This is a genomic window from Colwellia sp. BRX9-1, from assembly GCF_014077195.1.
GTDB lineage: Bacteria > Pseudomonadota > Gammaproteobacteria > Enterobacterales > Alteromonadaceae > Colwellia_A.
This window is the reverse complement of sequence record NZ_JACGVM010000007.1, coordinates 127824-151156: the sequence shown is the minus strand read 5'-3', so window position 1 is coordinate 151156 and position 23333 is coordinate 127824. Positions and strand designations below refer to the sequence as shown.

21 protein-coding genes and 6 tRNA genes are annotated in these 23333 nt (G+C 38.1%); 19 read left to right on the top strand and 8 right to left on the bottom strand.

Annotated features, from left to right (window positions below):
- Positions 1-74: 74 nt before the first annotated feature.
- Entirely contained in the window at positions 75-1022 is a 948-nt protein-coding gene (locus H4J76_RS09205) for a ribose-phosphate pyrophosphokinase (protein WP_070376156.1), read from the top strand.
- Positions 1023-1141: 119 nt separating this feature from the next.
- On the opposite strand, the gene H4J76_RS09200 is transcribed toward H4J76_RS09205, so the two are convergent.
- A complete protein-coding gene (locus H4J76_RS09200) occupies positions 1142-2263 on the bottom strand; it encodes an alanine--glyoxylate aminotransferase family protein (RefSeq protein WP_182215473.1) in 1122 nt (373 codons plus the stop codon).
- Positions 2264-2607: 344 nt separating this feature from the next.
- On the opposite strand from H4J76_RS09200, the gene H4J76_RS09195 reads away from it, so the two are divergent.
- From H4J76_RS09195 to H4J76_RS09150, 10 genes are all read left to right on the top strand, one after another.
- Positions 2608-3228 carry a 50S ribosomal protein L25/general stress protein Ctc gene (locus tag H4J76_RS09195; RefSeq protein WP_182215475.1) on the top strand — a complete coding sequence of 207 codons (621 nt, stop codon included), beginning with the start codon at positions 2608-2610 and terminating at the stop codon, positions 3226-3228.
- A gap of 19 nt (positions 3229-3247) precedes the next feature.
- Entirely contained in the window at positions 3248-3832 is a 585-nt protein-coding gene (pth, locus tag H4J76_RS09190; protein WP_182215476.1) for an aminoacyl-tRNA hydrolase, read from the top strand.
- Positions 3833-3875: 43 nt separating this feature from the next.
- Positions 3876-4967 carry a redox-regulated ATPase YchF gene (gene ychF / locus H4J76_RS09185; protein WP_070376152.1) on the top strand — a complete coding sequence of 364 codons (1092 nt, stop codon included), beginning with the start codon at positions 3876-3878 and terminating at the stop codon, positions 4965-4967.
- A 292-nt stretch (positions 4968-5259) separates the two neighbouring features.
- The gene (locus tag H4J76_RS09180; RefSeq protein ID WP_182222688.1) at positions 5260-5607 is read left to right on the top strand and encodes a DUF3718 domain-containing protein; all 348 of its coding nucleotides are present in this window, start codon (positions 5260-5262) and stop codon (positions 5605-5607) included.
- 216 nt (positions 5608-5823) lie between these two features.
- Positions 5824-5900 (top strand) — tRNA-Met (locus H4J76_RS09175).
- Positions 5901-5937: 37 nt separating this feature from the next.
- Positions 5938-6022: transfer RNA gene (locus H4J76_RS09170), tRNA-Leu, on the top strand.
- Between the two features lie 52 nt (positions 6023-6074).
- Positions 6075-6149 (top strand) — tRNA-Gln (locus tag H4J76_RS09165).
- A 102-nt stretch (positions 6150-6251) separates the two neighbouring features.
- Positions 6252-6326 (top strand) — tRNA-Gln (locus tag H4J76_RS09160).
- A gap of 132 nt (positions 6327-6458) precedes the next feature.
- Positions 6459-6543: transfer RNA gene (locus H4J76_RS09155), tRNA-Leu, on the top strand.
- Positions 6544-6595: 52 nt separating this feature from the next.
- A tRNA-Gln gene (locus H4J76_RS09150) sits at positions 6596-6670 on the top strand.
- A 101-nt stretch (positions 6671-6771) separates the two neighbouring features.
- Here the strand turns inward: H4J76_RS09150 and H4J76_RS09145 are convergent.
- The gene (locus H4J76_RS09145) at positions 6772-7983 is read right to left on the bottom strand and encodes an FAD-dependent monooxygenase (RefSeq protein WP_182230473.1); all 1212 of its coding nucleotides are present in this window, start codon (positions 7981-7983) and stop codon (positions 6772-6774) included.
- 252 nt (positions 7984-8235) lie between these two features.
- Between H4J76_RS09145 and miaB the strand changes: the two genes are divergently transcribed.
- The 6 genes from miaB to H4J76_RS09115 all read left to right on the top strand — a co-directional run bounded on the left by miaB (position 8236) and on the right by H4J76_RS09115 (position 15465).
- Positions 8236-9678 (top strand): tRNA (N6-isopentenyl adenosine(37)-C2)-methylthiotransferase MiaB, encoded by a 1443-nt coding sequence (miaB, locus tag H4J76_RS09140; protein ID WP_182215480.1) that lies wholly within the window; start codon positions 8236-8238, stop codon positions 9676-9678.
- A 36-nt stretch (positions 9679-9714) separates the two neighbouring features.
- Complete coding sequence (locus H4J76_RS09135) at positions 9715-10761, top strand: PhoH family protein (protein ID WP_182215481.1); 1047 nt, start codon at positions 9715-9717, stop codon at positions 10759-10761.
- On the top strand, positions 10761-11219 hold the full coding sequence (gene ybeY / locus H4J76_RS09130; RefSeq protein ID WP_182215483.1) for an rRNA maturation RNase YbeY: 459 nt from the start codon (positions 10761-10763) through the stop codon (positions 11217-11219). Before H4J76_RS09135 ends, ybeY begins: the two co-directional genes overlap by 1 nt.
- Positions 11220-11327: 108 nt before the next feature.
- The gene (locus H4J76_RS09125) at positions 11328-12203 is read left to right on the top strand and encodes an HlyC/CorC family transporter (protein ID WP_070376146.1); all 876 of its coding nucleotides are present in this window, start codon (positions 11328-11330) and stop codon (positions 12201-12203) included.
- A gap of 5 nt (positions 12204-12208) precedes the next feature.
- Positions 12209-13777, top strand: coding sequence for an apolipoprotein N-acyltransferase (gene lnt / locus H4J76_RS09120; RefSeq protein ID WP_182230472.1), 1569 nt, complete (start codon positions 12209-12211; stop codon positions 13775-13777).
- Positions 13778-13803: 26 nt separating this feature from the next.
- A complete protein-coding gene (locus tag H4J76_RS09115) occupies positions 13804-15465 on the top strand; it encodes an amidohydrolase (protein WP_182230471.1) in 1662 nt (553 codons plus the stop codon).
- Between the two features lie 61 nt (positions 15466-15526).
- On the opposite strand, the gene H4J76_RS09110 is transcribed toward H4J76_RS09115, so the two are convergent.
- Positions 15527-16495: a diguanylate cyclase gene (locus tag H4J76_RS09110; RefSeq protein WP_182215488.1), complete on the bottom strand. Its 969-nt coding sequence runs from the start codon at positions 16493-16495 to the stop codon at positions 15527-15529.
- A gap of 2 nt (positions 16496-16497) precedes the next feature.
- On the bottom strand, positions 16498-17607 hold the full coding sequence (locus H4J76_RS09105; protein ID WP_182215489.1) for a response regulator: 1110 nt from the start codon (positions 17605-17607) through the stop codon (positions 16498-16500).
- Positions 17608-17780: 173 nt separating this feature from the next.
- Here H4J76_RS09105 and tpx point away from each other — a divergent pair, with 173 nt between their 5' ends.
- Both tpx and H4J76_RS09095 read left to right on the top strand, forming a co-directional pair.
- Positions 17781-18443 (top strand): thiol peroxidase, encoded by a 663-nt coding sequence (tpx, locus tag H4J76_RS09100; protein ID WP_182230470.1) that lies wholly within the window; start codon positions 17781-17783, stop codon positions 18441-18443.
- Between the two features lie 295 nt (positions 18444-18738).
- Positions 18739-19230, top strand: a complete 492-nt coding sequence (locus H4J76_RS09095) for an Hsp20 family protein (protein WP_182230469.1) — start codon at positions 18739-18741, stop codon at positions 19228-19230.
- Between the two features lie 136 nt (positions 19231-19366).
- On the opposite strand, the gene H4J76_RS09090 is transcribed toward H4J76_RS09095, so the two are convergent.
- From H4J76_RS09090 to H4J76_RS09075, 4 genes are read right to left on the bottom strand one after another with little or no spacing between them, the layout of a single operon-like run.
- Positions 19367-20602, bottom strand: coding sequence for an ABC transporter permease (locus tag H4J76_RS09090; RefSeq protein ID WP_182230468.1), 1236 nt, complete (start codon positions 20600-20602; stop codon positions 19367-19369).
- On the bottom strand, positions 20595-21335 hold the full coding sequence (locus H4J76_RS09085) for an ABC transporter ATP-binding protein (protein WP_310733593.1): 741 nt from the start codon (positions 21333-21335) through the stop codon (positions 20595-20597). Before H4J76_RS09085 ends, H4J76_RS09090 begins: the two co-directional genes overlap by 8 nt.
- 33 nt (positions 21336-21368) lie before the next feature.
- The gene (locus H4J76_RS09080; RefSeq protein ID WP_182215497.1) at positions 21369-22574 is read right to left on the bottom strand and encodes an efflux RND transporter periplasmic adaptor subunit; all 1206 of its coding nucleotides are present in this window, start codon (positions 22572-22574) and stop codon (positions 21369-21371) included.
- 15 nt (positions 22575-22589) lie between these two features.
- On the bottom strand, positions 22590-23309 hold the full coding sequence (locus tag H4J76_RS09075) for a YIP1 family protein (protein ID WP_182215500.1): 720 nt from the start codon (positions 23307-23309) through the stop codon (positions 22590-22592).
- Positions 23310-23333: the final 24 nt, after the last annotated feature.

Below are 23333 nucleotides of genomic sequence, written 5' to 3'. Positions count from 1 at the left end.
TAATTTGCTGATAGTAAACTCAAGGTTTACTAATAGCGTAACTTAAAATGTCAATAGTTTCCGAGGAACTGACCGTGCCTGACATGAAAATATTTACGGGTAATGCCACCCCTGAACTGGCCAAGAAAGTAGCTGATCGTTTGTATATGACTTTAGGCGATGCCAAAGTCGGTAGTTTTAGCGACGGTGAAATCAGTGTTGAAATTAACGAAAACGTACGCGGTGCGGATGTTTTTATTATTCAATCAACTTGTGCGCCAACGAATAATAACCTAATGGAATTAATTGTGATGATTGACGCATTACGACGAGCATCTGCTGGTCGTATTACTGCAGTTATTCCATATTTTGGTTATGCTCGCCAAGATAGACGTGTACGTAGTGCTCGTGTACCAATTACTGCGAAAGTTGTCGCTGACTTTTTATCAAGTGTTGGTGTTGACCGAGTATTAACGGTTGACCTACACGCTGAGCAAATTCAGGGTTTCTTCGATGTACCGGTAGATAACGTATTTGGCACACCTATTTTACTTGAAGATATGCTTTCTCGTGATCTAGATAACCCGATTGTAGTTTCTCCTGATATTGGTGGTGTTGTTCGCGCTCGTGCCGTAGCTAAATTACTCAATGAAGCCGATCTTGCTATCATCGATAAGCGTCGTCCAAAAGCCAATGTTGCACAAGTTATGCACATCATTGGTGATGTTGCTGACCGCGACTGTATTATTGTCGACGACATGATAGATACTGGTGGCACATTAGCAAAAGCGGCTGAAGCATTAAAAGCACATGGCGCTAAACGCGTTATTGCTTATGCTACTCATCCAGTTCTTTCTGGTAATGCTGCGCAAAACCTAAGAGATTCTGTTATTGATGAGTTAGTGGTAACAGATTCAATACCACTTACCGACGAAATTAAAGCGCTTGGTATTGTTCGTCAACTTACTTTAAGCGGTATGTTGTCTGAAGCGATTCGCCGTGTGTGTAACGAAGAATCTATTTCAGCAATGTTTGACAGTTAAGCATTCCTGATAAAAGAACTTCATAAATAATAAAGCCCCGAGTCATATTTTGACTCGGGGCTTTTTTATTTAACACAACACTGGAGCTACGCTCGCTTAATTCTTTTGTCAGACGTTGACTATTTCTCTAAAACATCCGCTAAAGCCGCTAAACATAAAGTCACATTTTCAGTTCTTGCCGCATAGCCCATTAAACCAATGCGCCATGCTTTACCAGCAAAACCACCTAGGCCAGCGCCAATTTCTAAATTATATTCATTAAGTAAGGTTTGGCGAACAGCTGCATCATCAACGCCTTGAGGAATCAATACCGTATTTAATTGTGGTAAACGGTATTGCTCTTCAACAACAAACGCTATGCCTAGTTTTTCTAATCCCGTTTTTAATTTCAGGTGTTGGTTTTTATGGCGTTGCCACGCATTTTCTAAACCTTCATCTTGTAACATCACTAAAGATTCATGCAAAGCATAGAGAGAATTCACCGGTGCCGTATGATGATAACTACGTTTACCTGTACCGCCCCAATAGCCCATAACCAAAGATAAATCTAAAAACCAACTGGGCACTTTAGACTTTCTACTTGTTAATTTTTCAACGGCTTTAGTACTAAAGCTAATCGGTGATATGCCGGGCACACACGATAAACATTTTTGACTACCCGAATAAATAGCATCGATTCCCCAATCATCAACCTTTAGTTCAACACCACCTAATGAGGTCACGGCATCGACGATAGAAAGCGCTGAATTTTCTTGAGCTATGGCACATAAGGCTTTTGCATCAGACAATACACCAGTAGATGTTTCAGCATGAACAAAGGCTAAAAACTTAACATCACTATTGTCTTTAAAAGCTTGTTTTACTTTATTGACATCGACAGGCGTTCCCCACTCATCGTTTATAACGATGGCTTGAGCTCCTATGCGTTGAACATTTTCCACCATACGCGAACCAAAAACACCATTTACACAAACAATCACTTTTTCGCCTGGTTCAACTAAGTTAACAAAACAAGTTTCCATACCTGCCGAGCCTGGCGCTGAAACCGCCATCGTTAATTCATTCTTGGTTTGAAATGCGTATTGTAGTAATGATTTAATTTCGTCCATCATCTGCACAAACTCTGGATCTAAATGACCAATGGTCGGACGACCTAAAGCAGATAAAACACGGGGTGAAACATCACTAGGACCGGGGCCCATTAAAGTACGAGGAGTTGGATAGAAAGATGTAATTGTCATAGTTAATTCTCTTATCGACATTAGGCATTAGAAGTTATGAGGCACATATACCCGCTCAATTTCAGGACGCAGGTTGCTAGAGTGTATTTTGAATGGTAACGGGTCTAACACCTAAATTTCAATAAAAAATTATCTATAACGGTCATTTAGCCCAATGATACCCATAATAAGGAGCCATGATTAATAGTTTATTAATCATATTAACGTTGGATATGTTTAAGTTGAGGTGTTATTATGCCGCGCCTTTTATGATGATTGAATTATTTTTATTGTTGTAAAGGTTCATTGTTGTTTTTGGTCGCAAAAAACAACTCAACTAACTCTTTAATATTAGGTATTAAAAAATGACTGATTTATTTACTTTAGAAGCTGAAGTTCGTACTGACCTAGGGAAAGGTGCGAGCCGCCGCCTACGTCACGCAAACAAAGTTCCTGCAATTTTATACGGTGAAGGCCAAGAGCCGATTTCTTTAACGTTAGAGCACAAAAATGTTTACCGTGCACAACAAGAAGAAGCATTCTACTCTCACGTTTTAACTGTAAACATCGACGGTAAGCCAGTTGAGTGTCTTTTAAAAGACATGCAACGTCATCCGTTCAAGCAACTTGTAATGCATTTAGATTTTTTACGCATTGATGCATCTCATGCAGTTCACGTTAACGCTCCTATTCACTTCCTTAACGAAGAAGAAGCAGAGAAAAAAGGTGGCAACATTACTCACCAGATTAACGAAATTGCGATTAGCTGTTTACCTGCTGACATTCCAGAATTCATCGAAGTTGATGTTGCTGATTTAGAAGTTGGTCAAACATTGCATTTATCAGACGTTACTTTGCCTAAAGGCGTAACATCTGACGAATTAGCAAAAGGCGAAGATCATGATCAAGCTGTTGTTTCATTAAATGCACCGAAAGGCGTAACTGAAGAAACTGATGAAGCTGAAGAAACTGAAGCTACTGAATAATCATTAAGTATAAGCTTAAATGACTATTCAACTAGTTGTGGGCCTGGGTAATCCAGGCCCCGAATATACAAAAACTCGTCATAATGCCGGAGTTTGGTTCGTCGAAGAACTTGCTTCTCGCTACAACATCTCCCTCAGACCAGAAAAAAAATATTTCGGACTTTACGGCAAAGGCCTAATAGGTAACGAAGTTGTTCATTTGCTTGTTCCAACAACGTTTATGAATAGAAGTGGTCAGTCTGTAGCGCCTCTTGCAAATTTTTTCCGTATTCCCGTCGATAATATCCTTGTTGCTCATGATGAGTTAGACATGGAACCGGGCGTCTGTAAAATTAAAAAGGGTGGCGGGCACGGTGGACATAACGGCTTACGCGATATTATTTCGTGTCTGGCTAATAACAAAGAATTTTATCGGTTACGCATTGGTATAGGCCACCCAGGTCATAGAGATCGCGTTACCGGACATGTACTTGGCAAAGCACCAGCTATTGACCAAGACAAAATAGATCAAGCGATTGATGAAGCAAGCCGATGTATCGACATCTGGCAAACAGACGATTTAAAGAAAGCTCAAAATCGTTTGCATTCATTCAAACCGCTATAACTAAACTTTTAAAACAATTTTGCAAAACAATTAAGGTATTATCATGGGATTCAAATGCGGTATTGTTGGCTTGCCCAACGTAGGTAAATCAACACTTTTCAATGCATTAACAAAAGCAGGTATTGAAGCAGCTAATTTTCCATTTTGTACTATTGAGCCGAATACGGGTGTAGTACCCGTGCCCGACCCTCGTTTAGATGCATTAGCCAAAATTGTAAACCCTGAACGCGTTCTAGCAACTACTATGGAATTTGTTGATATTGCAGGTTTAGTGGCTGGCGCTTCAAAAGGTGAAGGTTTAGGAAATAAATTTCTTGCTAACATTCGTGAAACCGATGCAATTGGTCACGTTGTGCGTTGTTTTGATAATGACAACATTATTCATGTTGCCAATAAGGTTAGCCCTAGTGATGACATAGAAGTGATCAATACTGAGCTGGCTTTGTCTGATATGGACACAGCGGAACGAGCGATTTTCCGCTTAGCGAAGAAAGCCAAAGGTGGCGATGCAGACGCTAAATTTGAAATGCCGGTATTAGAAAAGATATTAAAGCATGTTGAAGAAGGACATATGATACGTTCTTTAACATTGTCTAAAGAAGAAAAAGCAGCGGTAGACTACTTAAACTTTTTAACACTAAAGCCGACCATGTATATCGCGAATGTGAATGATGATGGTTTTGAAAATAATCCTTACCTAGATCAAGTTCAAGCAATTGCTGATGCCGAAGGTGCTATCGTTGTTGCTGTTTGTGCTGAAATTGAAAGTGAATTGTCTGAAATGGATGATGAAGACCGTGTTGAATTTATGGCTGACCTTGGACTAGAAGAACCTGGGCTTAATCGTGTTATTAATGCTGGTTATTCTTTGCTTCACTTGCAAACTTATTTTACGGCAGGTGTAAAAGAAGTACGTGCATGGACAGTAAAGCAAAATGCTACTGCTCCACAAGCTGCGGGTGTTATTCATACCGATTTTGAAAAAGGCTTTATTCGCGCAGAAGTTATTGCCTATGATCACTTTATCGAATTTAATGGCGAGTCAGGGGCTAAAGAGGCCGGTAAATGGCGTTTAGAAGGTAAAGAGTACCGTGTTAAAGATGGTGATGTGGTTCACTTCAGATTTAACGTGTAATGTTTACGCTTTAACGCGAATAAATTAAATAGTAAAAGGAGCTTCGGCTCCTTTTTTGTCTCTAAAAATAAGTTATTACTCGTCATTAAAATTAAAAAAAATGACTGAAAAAGAAAAAGATATAAATAATAAACAATGAAAACAATAGACTACTTAATTTAAAAAATTTAAAAATATCTTGTTTTATTTCTAAAATATACCACAATTATCATAATACCAATCTGATATAAGTTAAAATCATCAACGTCAGACCAATAACCTATTACTTTAATAAACAATAAAAAGGCAGACCATGAAAAAAACACTCCTACTTGCTAGCTTAATTGCCGCTTCAGTAACTTTTGCCCCTGTGACTAAAGCCGATAATATATCTCTTCGTATTTGTGAATACGTTGCGGCTAATGATAAGAACCGCTTACGTTCATTTATGAAACAAAATAAATTAAAAATTCGTGCACTTTTTGGCAGTATCGAATGTAACGGCCAAAATTTATTAGTTTTTGCTGCATCTAATAGCGCTTTAGAAACAGGTGAATTTATTATTGGTAAAGTTCCTTCAAAAGAAGTTGCTAAACATATCGCCGATATTGGTAAATACTCAAAACATTTAGAAGAAGAAGCAAAAGAACGTGTAAAATAATCATAAGTTGATATCTACGCTTCTTTAAAATAAAGCAAGAACTTAGCGTTCTTGTTTTTATTTTAAAGAGATTGCGCTTTCCTAGAATATTAAACGCCCAATTTGTAGACTAAACAAGCAAACAGAAAGAAATTAGCATTTATTATAAAAAAACGGTTGACGTAGCCTAAGCAGATTTGCATAATACGCGCCACTTGCTGAGAGGCAATACGGAAAGGCTACATAGCTCAGCTGGTTAGAGCACATCACTCATAATGATGGGGTCCCAGGTTCAAATCCCGGTGTAGCCACCATTTAACTCTTAGTAGTGAAAGAAGTATTAGAAGAAATGCGGGTTTGGCGGAATTGGTAGACGCGCTGGATTTAGGTTCCAGTATCGAAAGATGTGAGAGTTCAAGTCTCTTGACCCGTACCATTCTAACTAACATTTATCATCATGATATTTGTTAGAAAGTAAGTAACATTGCAGGGGTATAGCCAAGCGGTAAGGCAGCTGGTTTTGATCCAGTCATTCAGAGGTTCAAATCCTCTTACCCCTGCCACTTTCTTGTTTAACATTCCTTTTTTAAAACTCAATCAGTCTTTATTAAAACTAATATTAAACATTATAAGTGTCATATTTACTTGTTATTTAGAATACCTACAGGGGTATAGCCAAGCGGTAAGGCAGCTGGTTTTGATCCAGTCATTCAGAGGTTCAAATCCTCTTACCCCTGCCACTTTATTGTTTAATATTCCTTTTTTAAAACGTAATTAGTTTTTATTAAAAAAATAGTAAACATTACTGAGTGACATAATAATTATTTGAAATATCTACAAGGCTATTAATGCTTAGTAGTATTAGAAGCAATGCGGGTTTGGCGGAATTGGTAGACGCGCTGGATTTAGGTTCCAGTATCGAAAGATGTGAGAGTTCAAGTCTCTTGACCCGTACCATTCTAACTAACAGTTATCATCATGATAGTTGTTAGAAAATAAGTAACATTACAGGGGTATAGCCAAGCGGTAAGGCAGCTGGTTTTGATCCAGTCATTCAGAGGTTCAAATCCTCTTACCCCTGCCATTCTTTTTGAATCTTACCTTAAACACCCAATAAATATTATCTTAAGACTTAATCTCTTACTGCATTGAAAAATTTCTTTTAAGATCCATTATCACTTCAACTTATACACCACAAGCGTAAGCTAAAGCCTTATTTTTCAAAAAAGGTATCTTATTTGCCATTGTCAGCCCTATGTTTCGAAAGAGTTTAATAGCTGGTGATGGGTGGCTAAACGTTGCATACAGTGAATCCATCGTTGTCATCATCAATAGATTGTCTATTCGTCGCTTAGATTCGTAACGTGATAAAACCTCAGGCAAGTGCCAACACTCATTATTACCAATGGCACTGGCTATGACGGTTTGTAAAGCCTTAACATCTTTAAAGCCAAGATTTACTCCCTGCCCTGCCATGGGGTTAATGGTGTGCGCTGCATCACCTAATAATAATACTCGACCTTTTTGATAAGTATTAGCATGTCGACGAGTCAGTGGAAATTCCCCTTTATTAATAACCTTTATTTGACCTATTCGTTGTGGAAATTTTTCAATGATTTCACTTTGCAGTTGTTCATTAGATAAAGCTGACAACCTTTTTATCTCGTTTTTTTGATGATACCAAACCAAGGAAGCATAACCACCTAATTGACTTTCTCCTGGCAGCGGTAAGAAAGCAATTGGGCCAGTCTGAAAAAATTGTTGCCAGGTAATATCTTGTTGTAAATGTTGAGTTTCAACATTAATAAGCATTGCTGATTGCTGATAATCCCAACCCGTTATACCTATATGAGCTAGTTTTCTTACCTGTGAATGAGCGCCATCAGCCGCAATTAATATTTGAGTGGTAATTTTTTCTATTTCACTACACTCTTTTTCAGCCGGTTTAATTGCCAAGCTTACTGCGATTTCATTTTGATGTTCAGTAAAGCTTTCTAAACTCGCTGGTGCAAATAAAGTCACCTTACTGTGAGTTTTAATTTGCTGCCATAAGGCAAGCTGAACTAAGCGATTTTCAATAATATGGCCAAGATGAGATTGCCCAATGTCATCGGCGTTAAACTCGGTATAACTTGTCTGATTTTCCCAAACACCTAATCGTTTATAAGGACACATTCGCCATTGTTTTAATTGTGGCCAAGCCCCCAATTGTGTTAACAAATGCTCAGAAGCAAGCGATATAGCTGAAACACGTAAATCTAGTGCTTGTGTTTCATTAAAACAGACGGGTTGCTTTGGTTCGACAATAGCCACAGTTAACCCTAAGTTTGCCAAAGATAACGCACTAGCAGCGCCGACCATACCACCACCGACCACGACACAATCAAAATTGCTCATAAAATTTACACTTTTTATTTAATGATTTTTCAAAGTTATTCTAACCAACCTATATCAGTTATACGAATATTATTAATGGTTGCGGTCAATAATTGAGATCAGATAGACCCGCGCCACTTAAAGTTGAATCGGGTACTGGCGTCAAGCGTCAAGAAGGAGTAAAATATGCATCCTTAAATTGAACTAACTGCGAAGCAATAAATTTCATGTTAGTTTGTCTAAATTTTTAAATATTTAATGAGTGGAAAGTTAATGAGTAAAAAGCTATATATCAAAACTTGGGGTTGCCAAATGAACGAGTATGACTCGCAGAAAATGGCCGAATTATTAGATTCAACGCATGGTTTTGTATTGGCTGACGAAGCTGAAGATGCTGATGTCATCTTATTAAACACTTGTTCTATACGCGAAAAGGCACAAGAAAAGGTTTTTCATCAGCTAGGGCGTTGGAAACATCTAAAAGACAATAAACCCGGTTTATTAATTGGTGTTGGTGGCTGTGTTGCTTCTCAAGAAGGTGATGCTATTCGCCAGCGTGCGCCTTATGTTGATATGGTTTTTGGCCCACAAACATTGCACCGCCTACCTGAAATGATCCAACAAGTTACTGGTGATCATAATCCTGTTGTTGATGTTAGCTTTCCTGAAATTGAAAAGTTTGATCGTCTTCCTGAACCTAAAGCTGATGGCGCTAGCGCTTTTGTGTCGATTATGGAAGGCTGTAGTAAATACTGTACCTTCTGTGTTGTACCTTACACTCGTGGTGAAGAAGTCAGTCGTCCACTTGACGATGTATTATATGAAATAGCTCAACTTGCTGCACAAGGTGTACGTGAAGTTAATTTATTAGGACAAAACGTTAATGGCTATCGTGGTATTACGCACGATGATGAAATTTGTCGCTTTTCAGAATTATTGCGTTTGGTTGCTACGGTTGACGGCATTGACCGTATTCGCTATACAACATCACATCCGATTGAATTTACCGATGATATCATTGAGGTCTACAAAGACGTTCCTGAATTAGTGAGTCACCTACATTTACCGGTACAAAGTGGCTCAGATAGAATTTTAACGCAAATGAAACGTGGTCATACTGCATTAGAATATAAATCACAAATTCGAAAATTAAAGAAAGCACGTCCAGATATTTGCATGAGTTCAGACTTCATTATTGGTTTTCCTGGTGAGTCGGATGCTGACTTCCAAGCAACAATGGATTTAATTAAAGCGGTAGATTTCGATTTAAGCTTTAGTTTTATTTACAGTGCGCGCCCTGGTACACCGGCAGCAGATATGATTGATGATATTTCTGATATCACTAAAAAAGAACGTTTAAAAGTGCTTCAAGACCAAATTACCCATCAAGCATTACGTATTGCACGTCAAATGTTGAATACAGAACAACGTATTCTTGTTGAAGGTCCTTCAAAGAAAAATCCGATGGAATTACGCGGTAAAACAGAAAATAACCGCACGGTTAATTTTGTTGCTCCTCACACGGTTATTGGTCAATTTGTTGATATTAAAATTACTGATGTTTATGCTAACTCGCTGCGCGGTGAATTAGTGCGCGAAGAAAGTGAAATGGGCTTGCGCATTGCGTATTCTCCACAAGACATCCTAGCGAACAGTCATCATACTAGCAAAAGTAGTAACATCGACGAGTTAGGTGTTGGTAGTTTTACGCCTTAATAATTAAAACCTTAGCCTATAAAAACGGATATAAATTTGACTACAAGTATTAGCAAACAATTTGACTTAACACCGCTTGATAATAATCGCCTAGCGAATTTATGTGGTTCAATGGACGATAACTTAAAAACCATTGAACGTCGCCTTGGTGTTAAAATAAGTTACAGCAGCAATGAATTTAAAGTGATGGGTGAACCCGCAAATTGTGAAGCCGTCATTGTCTTGCTTAAGAATTTATATATTGAAACAGCAACCGTAAAAAATGAACTAAAAGAAATCACAGAAAAAATGGTCCATCTTGCTATTTTAGACGCAAAAGTGCTTGAGCAAGAGCCCACTAAAGTTGATGTTGATTTCGACAAGTTAGTGACTATAAAAACCAAACGTGGTGTAGTCAAACCTCGTAATCCAAACCAGCAAAGTTATGTGCATAACATTATGAGTAATGACATTAGCTTTGGCGTTGGTGTTGCGGGTACAGGTAAAACCTATTTAGCCGTTGCTTGTGCTGTTGAAGCTTTAGAAAAACAAGAAGTTAGACGAATTCTGTTAACACGCCCAGCCGTTGAAGCGGGTGAAAAATTGGGATTCCTTCCAGGTGATTTATCACAAAAAGTGGATCCTTACCTGCGCCCATTATACGACGCACTCTTTGAAATGCTGGGTTTTGAAAAAGTTGAAAAGCTTATCGAGCGCAATGTCATTGAGATTGCTCCTCTTGCTTATATGCGTGGCAGAACATTAAATGATGCTTTTATAATTCTTGATGAAAGTCAAAATACGACCGTAGAACAAATGAAAATGTTTTTAACCCGTATTGGCTTTAATGCCCGTGCTGTTATCACCGGCGATATTACCCAAGTAGATTTACCACGTGGTGCTAAATCAGGCTTACGTCACGCGATTGAAGTACTTGACGATATTCCTGGCATTAGTTTCAACTACTTTGAATCAAAAGATATTGTCCGCCACCCGGTTGTGGCTAGAATTGTTGATGCATATGATGCTTTTGAACAAAAAGAAAAACGTTTAAAAGATGAAAAAAGAAATAAAGCGGCACTTGATGCTATGGATAATCAATAGTGGCAACACTACTCGATCTTCAACATGCTTGTGATGCCAAAAATTTACCCAGCAATGAACAGTTTCAATCTTGGGTAAATATCGCTTTAAATAATGATAAAACGGATTTTGAACTTACCATTCGTCTCGTTGACGTTAAAGAAAGCCAGTCTCTGAACTTACAGTATCGTGGAAAAGATAAACCGACCAATGTTTTATCATTTCCTTTTGAGGTACCAGCAGAAATTGAACTAGACTTACTCGGTGATTTAGTGATTTGTGCTGACATCGTCGCCCAAGAAGCCAATGAACAGCACAAAGACCTGCATAATCACTGGGCTCATATGGTGATTCATGGCTGCTTACACTTATTAGGTTACGATCATATTGATGAAGTTGAAGCCACAGAAATGGAAGCACTGGAAACAAAATTACTTAAAGCACTCGATATATCCGATCCTTATATTATAAATGAATAAATTTATCCTTTAGAATTCATAGATAAATAACCACTTACTACTTGAATTTACTTTCGATTGATTAGAAAATAAGCAACAAGTTAACCTTACAGGAAATAAATAAGCTCTATGAGCGATGACCACCCCCACTCTAGCAACGGCTCTGCAAATCGATCGATACTTGATAAAATAGTACAGGTCTTTACCGGAGAGCCCAAAAGTAAAGACGAATTGGTTGATGTATTAAATGACGCTGAAGACCGCGACTTAATTAAGCCAGAAACCAAGTTAATGATCCAAGGTGTATTAGAAGTTTCTGATATGCGAGTGCGTGATATTATGATCCCAAGATCGCAAATGGTCACGCTTGATATCAACGATCCGATTGAACATTCTTTACCGATCATCTTAGAGTCTGGTCACTCTAGATTTCCTGTTATTAACGACGACATTGATCACATTGAGGGAATTTTACTCGCTAAAGATCTGCTCGCTTACGGCTTTGGTCAACAAGAAGAATGCATCATAGCCAAAATAATTCGTCCATCGATTATTGTTCCAGAAAGTAAAAGAGTTGAACCGTTATTACAAGAGTTTCGTTCTCAGCGTTATCATATGGCAATTGTTGTTGATGAATATGGTGGCGTTTCTGGTGTTGTCACCATTGAAGATATTCTTGAATTAATTGTTGGTGAAATTGAAGATGAAACAGATGATGAAATTGAACTAGATATTAAGTATCTTGCCGGTAATGTTTATCAAGTTAAGGCATTAACAGAGCTCGATGACTTCAATGAATATTTTAATACTGAGTTTGATGGCAACGATGCCGATACTATTGGTGGCGTAGTTTTACATCAATTTGGCCATATGCCTAAAAAAGGTGAAATAATGACGATTGGTGATTTTGAATTTAAAGTCACCGCCGGCGATAATCGCCGTATCCAAAGCTTACATATTACGATTCCAAAAGACCATAAAATCAATGGAAAGATAGTCGACTAACCTCAATGGCGATCAAGACACTAGGCGCTCGCCTACTAAAACGACTACACGATAACTTATTTAATAAGCGTAACTGGCTCAGCTTCCTTGCTGGGCTCAGCTTAGTGCTCGCCTACGCTCCTTTTTCGCTATGGTGGCTGATGATTATTGTACTGCCGTTATTTCTCCATTCTATTAATGGTACTGATGTAAAGACAGCCACTAAACAAGGTTTCATCTTTGCTCTTGGTTGGTTTGGTAGCGGTATTAGTTGGGTGCATGTCAGTATTGATCAATTTGGTGGTTTACCACTATTTTTCTCACTGTTATTGATGGTGTTATTGTGTTGTTATTTGGCACTTTATCCAGCACTTGCTTGTTATTTATCAACGAAGTTTGCGCCAAAGAAAAAATTCTCTCTGTGGTTACTGCCACCCTGCTGGCTTATTTCAGAATATTTGCGTGCTAACGTCTTGACTGGTTTTCCCTGGCTTTCAATTGGCTATAGCCAAATCGATGGTCCACTAGCTAGTTTTGCACCACTGATTGGTGAAATAGGAATAAGTGCTTTGCTGCTGGTAATCAGTATTGCGGTTATTAATGTTGTAAATAACTGCTATCGCAAGACACATATAATCTTATTGATTGCTGTGTCTATCTCCGCTTATTTATTAACGCATGTTGCTTGGGTAACACCGACCAGCAAAACAATAACCGCTGCTTTAGTACAAGGTAATGTTGAACAATCAATGAAATGGCAGCCCGAAAAAGAGTGGCCCATCCAATTAAAATACCTAGATCACAGCCGAGAAAATTATGATGCTGACATTATTGTTTGGCCGGAGTCAGCAGTAACAGCATTAGAACCCGCTGCACAAGACTTTCTCAGCATGGCCGATAGATCTGCCGCACTCAATGATAGTGCTATTATTACCGGTATTTTAGATTACAAATATCAATCAAAAACCTATTTCAATTCACTGATTGTCATCGGTAAAAAAGAAAGTAACGACGATACTGGGCATTACCGTTATAACCATAGTAACCGCTATTATAAAAACCACCTGCTACCCATAGGTGAATTTGTGCCTTTTGGTGACATATTAAGAAAAATTGCGCCAATATTTAATTTACAATATTCTTCTTTCACCCGAGGTGACTATATTCAACCCAACCTTGTTGCTAAAGGCGTTCATCTATTACCGCTTATTTGTTTTGAAATTGCCTTTCCTGAGCAATTAGCCGCTAACTTTACCAACGAAACCGACATTTTACTCACGGTTAGTAATGATTCTTGGTTTGGCGATTCACATGGTCCACATCAACATTTAGACATTGCTCGCATGCGCGCTTTGGAATTTGGTCGACCACTGCTACGTGCCACCAACAATGGTGTAACCGCTATCGTTGATCACCAAGGAAATATTCAAGCCACACTGCCACAGTTTACTGACGCTGTGCTTAAAGCTGACCTTGAACTCGTCCAAGGAAAGACTTTTTATAGTCAATATTGGCAACTTATTCATTGGTTATTACCATTAATACTATTAATTTTATTTTTCTGCCTTTATCCTATGCTCAATAAAAAAACATAAAAAACAATAATACATAGGATTTATTTATGAAAGTATTGACTAAACACCTGTCCACTTTAACCTTATTTTTACTGACCTCTACCAGTTTAGCCTTCGCACAAACAACCATTATCACCAATGTTCAGGGCTATACTTTAGCTGACCAACAATTAAAGCAGTTTACGGCTATTCAATTTACCGATGATAAAATTGATAAACTTTTTATCGATGGTGAAGTATTACCTAAATCCGGTCAGATGACGGTTATCGATGGCCAGGGTAAAACACTACTTCCGGGCTTAATTGATGCTCATGGTCATATATTAAGTTACGGCTTAAGTTTGATGCAAGCAAATTTACTTGGCTCACTTTCAGAAGAATCAGCGGTAAAGAAAGCCGTAAATTATGCAAAGGCAAACCCAGATATTACTTGGGTACAAGGACAAGGCTGGAACCAAACTCAATGGGAAAACACCCAATTTCCAACAGCAAAATCGCTAGATAAACACTTTCCTAACAAACCAGTATTCTTACGACGTGTTGATGGACATGCGGGCTGGGCCAATACTAAAGCGATGGAGCTTGCTGGTATAACATCAGCGACACAAAGTCCAACGGGTGGCGATATAATTCGTGATGACTCTGGTCAGCCAACAGGAATTTTTATTGATAATGCCATGGATTTGATTACTAAAAGCATTGCCCCTTTGACCAAGCAAGAACAAAAATTAGTCTTAAAAAAAGCGCTTAATAAATTGGTCTCTTTTGGTTTAACCAGTGTTCATGATGCTGGTATTTTTACTGATAACCTTGAACTATTCAAAGAATTGAGCAATGAAAACGCCCTCCCTATGCGTGTCAACGCTATGTTGTATTTACCCTCTGAAAATTGGCAGGAAACACTCAAGCAAGGACCATTCACTAGCCGTGATAACATGCTTAATTTTAATAGTGTGAAAATTCAAGCCGATGGTGCTTTGGGTAGTCGTGGCGCCTCTTTAATTGCTGATTATTCAGACCATGCTGGTCATAAAGGTTTAATGTTACATGACAAAGAAAAGTTAACCTTGTATATGAATACTGCGATGAAGGCAGGTTTTCAGGTGAATACTCATGCCATTGGTGATAATGCTAATAAAGTGGTTCTAGATTTATATCAACACCAAATAAAAGCAACAAATACCGAAGCGCTTCGTCATAGAGTTGAACATGCGCAAATATTACAATTAAGTGATATTCCTCGCTTCGCTGAGCTCAACATTATCGCTTCAATGCAAGCTACACACGCAACTAGTGATAAAAACATGGCTGTTGACCGAATTGGTAAAGAACGTATTTTAGGTGCTTATGCATGGCGTAAATTGATGAATGCCAAGGCTATAATCGCTGCAGGCTCAGATTTCCCAGTGGAATCCCCTAATCCATTTTTTGGTTTACACTCTTCAGTCACCCGTCAAGATCATCAGAACCAACCGAAAAATGGCTGGTTCAGTGAAGAAAGTATGACACGCTTAGAAGCCTTACGAACTTTTACTATTGACGCGGCTTATGCAGCACACCAAGAAAATACTTTAGGTAGCTTAGAAAAAGGTAAAAAAGCTGACTTTATTTTATTAGAAGATAATTACTTTACAGAAAACCAACAAGATATCTGGAAGAATAAAGTCATAGCGACTTGGGTAAATGGAAAAAAAGTTTACGCTCATTAAAGTAAATATTTTATATAAAAAAAGCCCATAAGGGCTTTTTTTATGACTTATTTGTAACGAACTAAACTAGTTGCTTAGGGTGCAAGGCTATTTGATTACGGCCATTATCTTTTGCTCGGTACATAGCGGCATCAGCACACTCAATCCAAGCTTCATAACTTTCAATACTAATGTCTATTTCAGCAATCCCCATACTTACCGTATATTTAACATCAATGTCATTATATTTCACCACAGATTTTTCAATCTCTTCTCTTAATCGTTCAGCAAATACTTTACCATTATCTAATGATGTGTCCGCTAATAATATAACAAATTCCTCACCACCGTAGCGCCCCGAAACATCTGTTTCACGCACATGATGGCGAATAAGTCCTGAGATATGGCGAATAACTTCGTCACCAACGACATGGCCATAGGTATCGTTAACCACTTTAAAATGATCAATATCAATCATCACTAAGCAACTAGGGTTTTGACTACGGATCCAACGCTTGTATTCCGCTTGCAAGCAATGCTCCCAGTGCGTGTGATTAAACAGTTTTGTTAGGCCATCAGTTTGACTCAAAATAGCTAATTCTTTATTCGCCTTAACTAAGTCTTTTTTATGAGAAGCATTATCAGTCACATCATAAATAATGAGGCATAAATGAGTCACTATTCCTGTCGCTGACATCAAAGGAATAAAAGTAGTATTTTGATACATATAATCAGCCGCCCCTGTGATAGGACGATAATTTTGAAACTTAAACAAATAAGGACGTTGTTCCCAAATTGTAAAGGCTTTATTTTTTAGTAAAAAGACTGATTCAGCTTTGCGCTTAAACCATGCTTCAGGTATTTCATCAAACAAAGGGAATAGCACTTTATCTTTCACTTCACGGGGTAACAGACCGCTATGATTCTCCATAAAACCATTCCATATTTGCACTTTATAATCTCTATCTAGTACAACCAATCCTACATCGATGGTGTGTAACATTTCCATTAACCAATGTAATTCATTTATTTGTGATGTTTCTAATGACATAGTTAATCCAGTAAGTAAGAGATTTTATTATTGAGTGTACGCATAGACTCTTCGGTAAAGAGTAAGAGTAAATCACATTTGATTGAATAGTCTTCAATGCTATAACTAATTTCGATAGCTAAGGTACGCTTCCATTTTTTAGAGTTGGTCGCTATCAACTCAGATATTTTTTTATGTTGTCCTAAAACAACGGGGTGGCCTTGGCTAAAAGGCATATCTAATTGGGCAGAAACACCATTTAAACAAGCACCAATAAGTACATTGGCTAGATCCATTAATAATTCAAGCTCAGTACTTTCATCAACTTCATACTTATAATTCATTAATGAAGCAACATCTTTAAAACTTGAGTCATTTAAAATAAGTAGTGCTTCACCAGAAATACCTGCGCCAATAAATCCTTGGCAAATTCCCGAAGTACTTTCTTGTTCTTCTACATCAGAGAGCGCCATGCTCAGTTCACTAACTTCAATTAAATTGACATTAGGAATGGGGAGAACAACAAAAACATCAAGTAAACGCGCTAATAAATCTCCTGCTTGTCCCATAGCGACGTTGGCTATTTCTTGGTAACAGTCTCGTAGTTCAGGGTCTAAGAAAAACGCTTCATCTGATTGTTCTCTTTCAATACTAACTGTCTCTGCCGCTTGTGTCAGTGGTGCCAACTCGCTATGTTTAGGAGCTGGGGCTATCACCGGCGGTTTTTCGATTTCAACGGGTAAAGGCTTTTCTTCTTCGCTGTCTTGGGTAAAAATACCGTAAGCCAATAATATTTCTGTTAGTTTGGTTTTATTGACTGGCTTTTGAATAAAGTCTAGAGCACCTAAGCTCGTAACACGTTGGTGTGCTTCTGGCTGTATATCGCCAGAAATTACAATCACCATAGTATTTAAGTCTTCTTTAATAATAGTTTCAAGGACTTGGTAACCGTCCATCACTGGCATATTTAAATCAAGTAAAAGTACATCACCTTTACCAGCTTTTATTGCTTGAATGCCTTCTTCGCCGTTGGTAGCAAAGCTTATCTCGACATCCCAATCATCAGGTAAAGAACGTGCTACCTGCTTACGCGCCATATTTGAGTCATCACAAATTAACAAGGGTATTGACATATTTTCGTTATTCCTATTTTCAGATAATAGTTGTGGTGATGATTTTTCAACATTTTACTGTTTATCTATAAATAACAATAGATAATATTTGAAATAAAGCACTAAATAATGGCTATTTTTTATCGTCAAAGTTAACATCTCTTTATCCAAAATTTTTAAGCGCGCTTAACATTATGAAATTTTCAACCGTATTTCTTACTTTTTCACTGATTTTAACTTTAAATAGCCTGAGCATTTTTGTGGCATCTGCAAAGCCACTTGATGAAGATAATTTACAACAAACAACTGACTTAGTTAAGGCAAATAACAAATTCATCACGCTATTAGGTACACAAGTTGATGTTGGTCAAAAAGCCCCTAATTTTAAAGTGGTTAATGCCAGCTTTGTGCCGGTAACTCTCGAAGCATTCTCAGGAAAAAACATTCTTATCTCTGTGGTACCAAGTTTAGACACCGGCGTCTGTGCCTTACAAACAAAACGTTTCAACGAAGAAATGGCTAAATTACCCCAAGACATTGTTGTGTTAACGATTAGCAATGATTTACCTTTTGCGCAAAAACGTTTTTGTGAAGCAGAAAGTATCGATAAAATAACGGTCTTATCTGATTCAGTGTGGCGCAACTTTGGTAGTAATTACGGCTTACTCATTAAAGATATGGGCTTATTAACACGAGCGATATTTATTATTGATTCATCAGGAATGATCGCTTACAAGGAAATTGTTGCTGATATTTCAAAGCACCCTAATTATGAATTAGCCCTTTCGACCATAAAAGCATTAAGCCCAAGTGAAACACTGGATATGGAAACGGTTCAAGAGAATAACGACAAATAATAAATCACAATATTTCAAAGACTTAAATTAAAATCAATTTTAATTTAAATTTAAAACTTGAAAAATAAAACATCGCGCCCATCTTTATTAATGTAGTCGCCACAAGCTAAACGGGACTACATTAACCGCCTGTTCAATATTGAAAGGCACCTTAAATCTCTGAGAATAATAATTTCAGCCTAGCTATATCGCGACTTTATGTTGGTTATAGTAAGCACAGAAATATTCAAAAGAGATCCCATATTGCTAATACCCTTACATCTCAATTATGGGTATAACTAATAGGATATGAATTATGCGTATACAAACAGATATCAGCCCACTTTACCGTTCATTTATTGGCTTTGAACACTTAGCGGGTTTAATTGAAAAAGCGTCTCGTACAGACAAGCAATCATCTTACCCCCCTTACAATGTAGAATTACTTGCCGAAGACCAATATCGTATTACTATGGCTATTGCTGGCTTTGCCGATGAAGATCTTGAAATTGAATCAAAAGAGAACACCTTAATCGTTACCGGTACCAAACCTGTCAACGATAATGGTTCACCAAGAAACTTTGTACATCAAGGTATTGCTGAGCGTAACTTCGAACGTAAATTTCAACTCGGTGAACATGTCAAAGTCATCGGTGCTTTTATGGAGCATGGTTTGCTGCATATAGATTTAGAGAGAGAAATACCTGAAGCGTTAAAACCAAGAAAAATTGCGATAAATGGTAAAAGTTTACTGCAAAAACGTCCCGTCTCTACGGTTAATAAATCAATATCAGGCAACGAAAGTTAACCTTTTTTGATTGATTGTGTTTATCCCTTATATTTTTTGCCCAGTCAATGACTGGGCTTTTTTTAATCAATTAAATATTGGCTTACTTTACTTAACCTCGAAGATAAGTGGTCCTTACCATTAATACTCGCGTTAGTTATTCATAGCGTAGTGCGTCAATAGGGTCTAGGTTAGCGGCTTTCGCAGCAGGTATAATACCAAATAACAGCCCAACGCCTGCACTAAAACCAAACGACAGCATCACCGCCCACAACGGAACTTCTGCAGAGGGTAAGTCGATTAAATTACTCACTAATGCGCCAATACCATAGCCAATAGCTAAGCCAATTAGTCCTCCTAATAAACACAAGAACACCGCTTCAATTAGAAATTGTAGCAGTATGTCAACTCGCGTTGCGCCAAGCGCTTTTTGAATACCTATTTCGCGGGTGCGTTCAGTCACTGAAACCAGCATAATATTCATAATACCAATACCGCCTACCAATAATGAAATACCAACAACACCACTGAGCACCATAGTCGTACTTGAGGTAATACTATTGACGGTTTCAAGCATTTGCTCTGCGGTACTAATTTTAAAATCATCCGCTGTTTCTTTAGATATATTATGATTTCGACGCAGTAGATTTTGAATATGCTGCTTAATACTTTCAAGTTGATTTGCATCGTCCACTTGCAGCGAAATACTGATATCGGGTTCTTCAGCACCACCTAACAAAGCTCTTGTTGTTGTATAAGGCAACAGTATAAAGTCATCTTGATCAAAGCCAAAAAGTTTACCACGCTTTTCTAGCACGCCAATCACTTTAAACCACTCACCGCCAATCATAATATACTGACCAACAGCAGAACCTTTGATTTCAAGTTTGTCTATAATCGAGTCCCCTAACACGGCTACGCGGCGTCGAGACTTATCATCATTTATATTAAAAAAGCGCCCCGTTTCAGGAAAGATGCCATATAGAGATTGATAACTAGAGCCTGTACCGACAACGCGTGTTGCCGTTGACTCCCCTTTATACTGAACTACGCCATTTGGGCCTGTTGCGGCAACCGTTGGAGTGATATGGCTAATGCCTGAAACTTTATACTGTATTTCTAAAAAGTCACGGTAAGTTAATTTGGCAACTTTGCCTTGAAGACGTTCTTTTAGCGGCGTAAAAGCATTAATACTGACAACATTAGTGCCCATATCGTCGAACTGCGAAGTAATACTGCTGCTTAATCCTTGTACGACAGAGACAACAGCAATCACTGAGGCAACGCCAATAATAATACCTAAGGTTGTTAAAAAACTTCGAAAACCGTGAGCACGCACCGAATGTGCCGCTGAACGAGTACTCTCAACAATTTTAAAGAAAACACTAGACATTAGCACTCTCCTTTATCAGTTGCTGCTCTTTATAGTGCTGTTCAATATTTGGGTTTAATGAATCAGCAACTAAGCAGCCATCAGTTAAGCGTATAACTCGCTGACAACGATCGGCTATTTCCTGTTCATGGGTTACAATAATTAGGGTTTGGCCATCTTGGTGAAGCTCATCAAACAGTGCCATAATTTCCATTGTGGTTGCTGAATCTAAGTTCCCGGTAGGTTCATCTGCTAACAATATCGCAGGTTCAGTGACTAATGCCCGAGCGATAGCGACACGCTGACGTTGTCCACCAGACAACTGATTCGGTAAATGGTCAATGCGGTCCTTTAAACCGACCCGGGTTAAGGCTAGCTTAGCCTTTATACGGCGTTCTTTGATTGGCATGCCTCGATATATCAATGGTTGCATGACATTTTGTAAAGCACTTGATCTGGGTAATAAATTAAAACTTTGAAAAATAAAGCCGATTTCTAAATTTCTAATACCCGCCAGAGTTGTTTCATCAAGCTTAGCTACATCTCTGTCTTTAAGTTTATATTCACCACTTGTTGGATAATCTAAGCAGCCAAGAATATTCATCAAGGTCGATTTACCTGACCCCGACTGTCCGGTTATAGCAATAAAGTCATTATATTGAATATCCAAATCAAAATTATTGAGTGCATAAAACGCTTGATTACCCATTTTATAAAGGCGAGCGATATTTCTTAATGAAATAATTGGCGCTATCACTTTTTTTTCTTGAGAAATGTTAGACATCATTTATGCCTCTTTATCGATCACTTTCACCGACTGAGCATCTTTTAATTTACCAAGTGCTCTTGCGGGTCCAATGATCACTTTATCACCTACTTTTAGGCCTGAAGTAATTTCTTGTAAGCGATCATTTGAGATACCTAGCTCAACATTCTGCTTTACAGCCTTACCATCAATAAGCACAAATACGTGGTCAACATTATCTGCAAGCGCTTCGTTATCGCTTTCATCGTCTACTTGAACGTTCTTGCCCTGTGTAGCAAAAATGACTGACTCACTGGGTACCGCTATCGTTTTACTTTTACTCTGGGTATATATTTCGGCGCGACAACTCATACCAGGTCGAACGGCGATAGTATTTGAGTCAGACAATAATATTTTAACTTTGAAGCTTAAACCTTGTCGTCCTTGTGCGCGCTTAGCTGTGGTGGCAATGCTCTGAACTTGCCCCTTAAGCGCTTTATCAGGAAAGGCGACCGCAAAGATATCGGCTTGCTGTCCAACAAGAATATTTGCAATATCTGCTTCGTCGACCTCTACTTCAATGAGAATAGAAGAGGGATCAGCTAAAGTAATTAAATTTGATCCTGAAATATTTGTGCTGCCACTAATGGCTGTTTCGCCTTGTTTAATATCAACTGACGTCGCAATACCCTTTATAGGAGAACGAAAAACGGTTTTATCTAAACGCTCTTGTGCTTTATCAAGTGTAGCTTGCGCTTGCAGTAAAGATTCTTGACGAGAACGTAAATCAATTTTTGCTAATGCGTATTGATTGTCGATAAGTTCATAAGCGTCACGGTCAAGAATTTTTCGTTGATATAAGTCATGTTTGCGCTGCCATTGAGATTTTAAGTTTTCAATTTTCTTGCTTTGATGCTCGATGGCAATCTTTTGAATACGAACAAAAGCCGCTTGTTGCTCGACATCAGCACGGAAAGTGCGAGGTTCAAGGCGCATTAATACTTGCCCCTTAGTCACCTCATCACCTTCTTCTATTAACATTTCACTGACTTGGCCAATAACTTCAGAGCGTAACTGAACCTGCTCTTTATAAACTAAAGTGCCTGAGGCCAAAATTGAACGTTTAATGTTTTCAGCAGCCACTTGCTGAACCTTAACTTCAAGCGTCTGGGATTGACCCGTTTTTTTAAAGTAAGCTAAACTGACTAGCCCAATAATAACCACAATAATAATCAGTATTTTTTTCATAAAATCGTGCTCTTTTTAAGCGATAAACATTATGTATAAAGCCCAAGAAATAAAGATAAGTATTTGCGGAGCAGCAGCAATAAAAAATGCTTTTTGAGTGTTAATATTCAACCAAGAGCGCAGACCGATAGTGGTCACTGCAATCAGCCAAAATGAAAATAAGTTAATCGCTTCAAGCAGGCCAAACCAAGCATTGTTTGCCTCAACAGAAAATAATAAGCTATTAAAACTTGTTGGCTGCAAATCTTGCATTGACACCCTACCATCGCCAGCAAATACAATAACAAGTGCACTTAGCACGACAGAAATAATAGCAGGAAAACTTGCCCACCAAGTAAACGCAAACCATTGAGTAAATTTATACTCACTTGCCGCGCTGACTTTCGTCACTATGTGGTAATAGACGGCTGTCAGCATGTTAATAACCACAAAACCTAAAGAGCCACCAATAGCGGTTGTCCAAATCATGGTATCCTTTTGATAAAAACTTGCTACGGCTTTAAGCTCATCATCGGTCATCGGTTTTGACGCCGCAATTTGGTTAATCATTTGCTCTTTTAACCAAGTAAAATCAACAACACTAAAGTAATAGATAAATAACACAAAAGTAGAACTAGTCAGCAGAATAAAAGGTAACCATGACCAGCCTTTTTTTTCTTTAACCGTATCAAAAGCAACAAGGGGTGAAAGTATAGTATCCAAGCAAGCTTGAAAAGGGTTTGCAGACAATTTCATAATCTTCTCTTTTTAGTTTTTTTA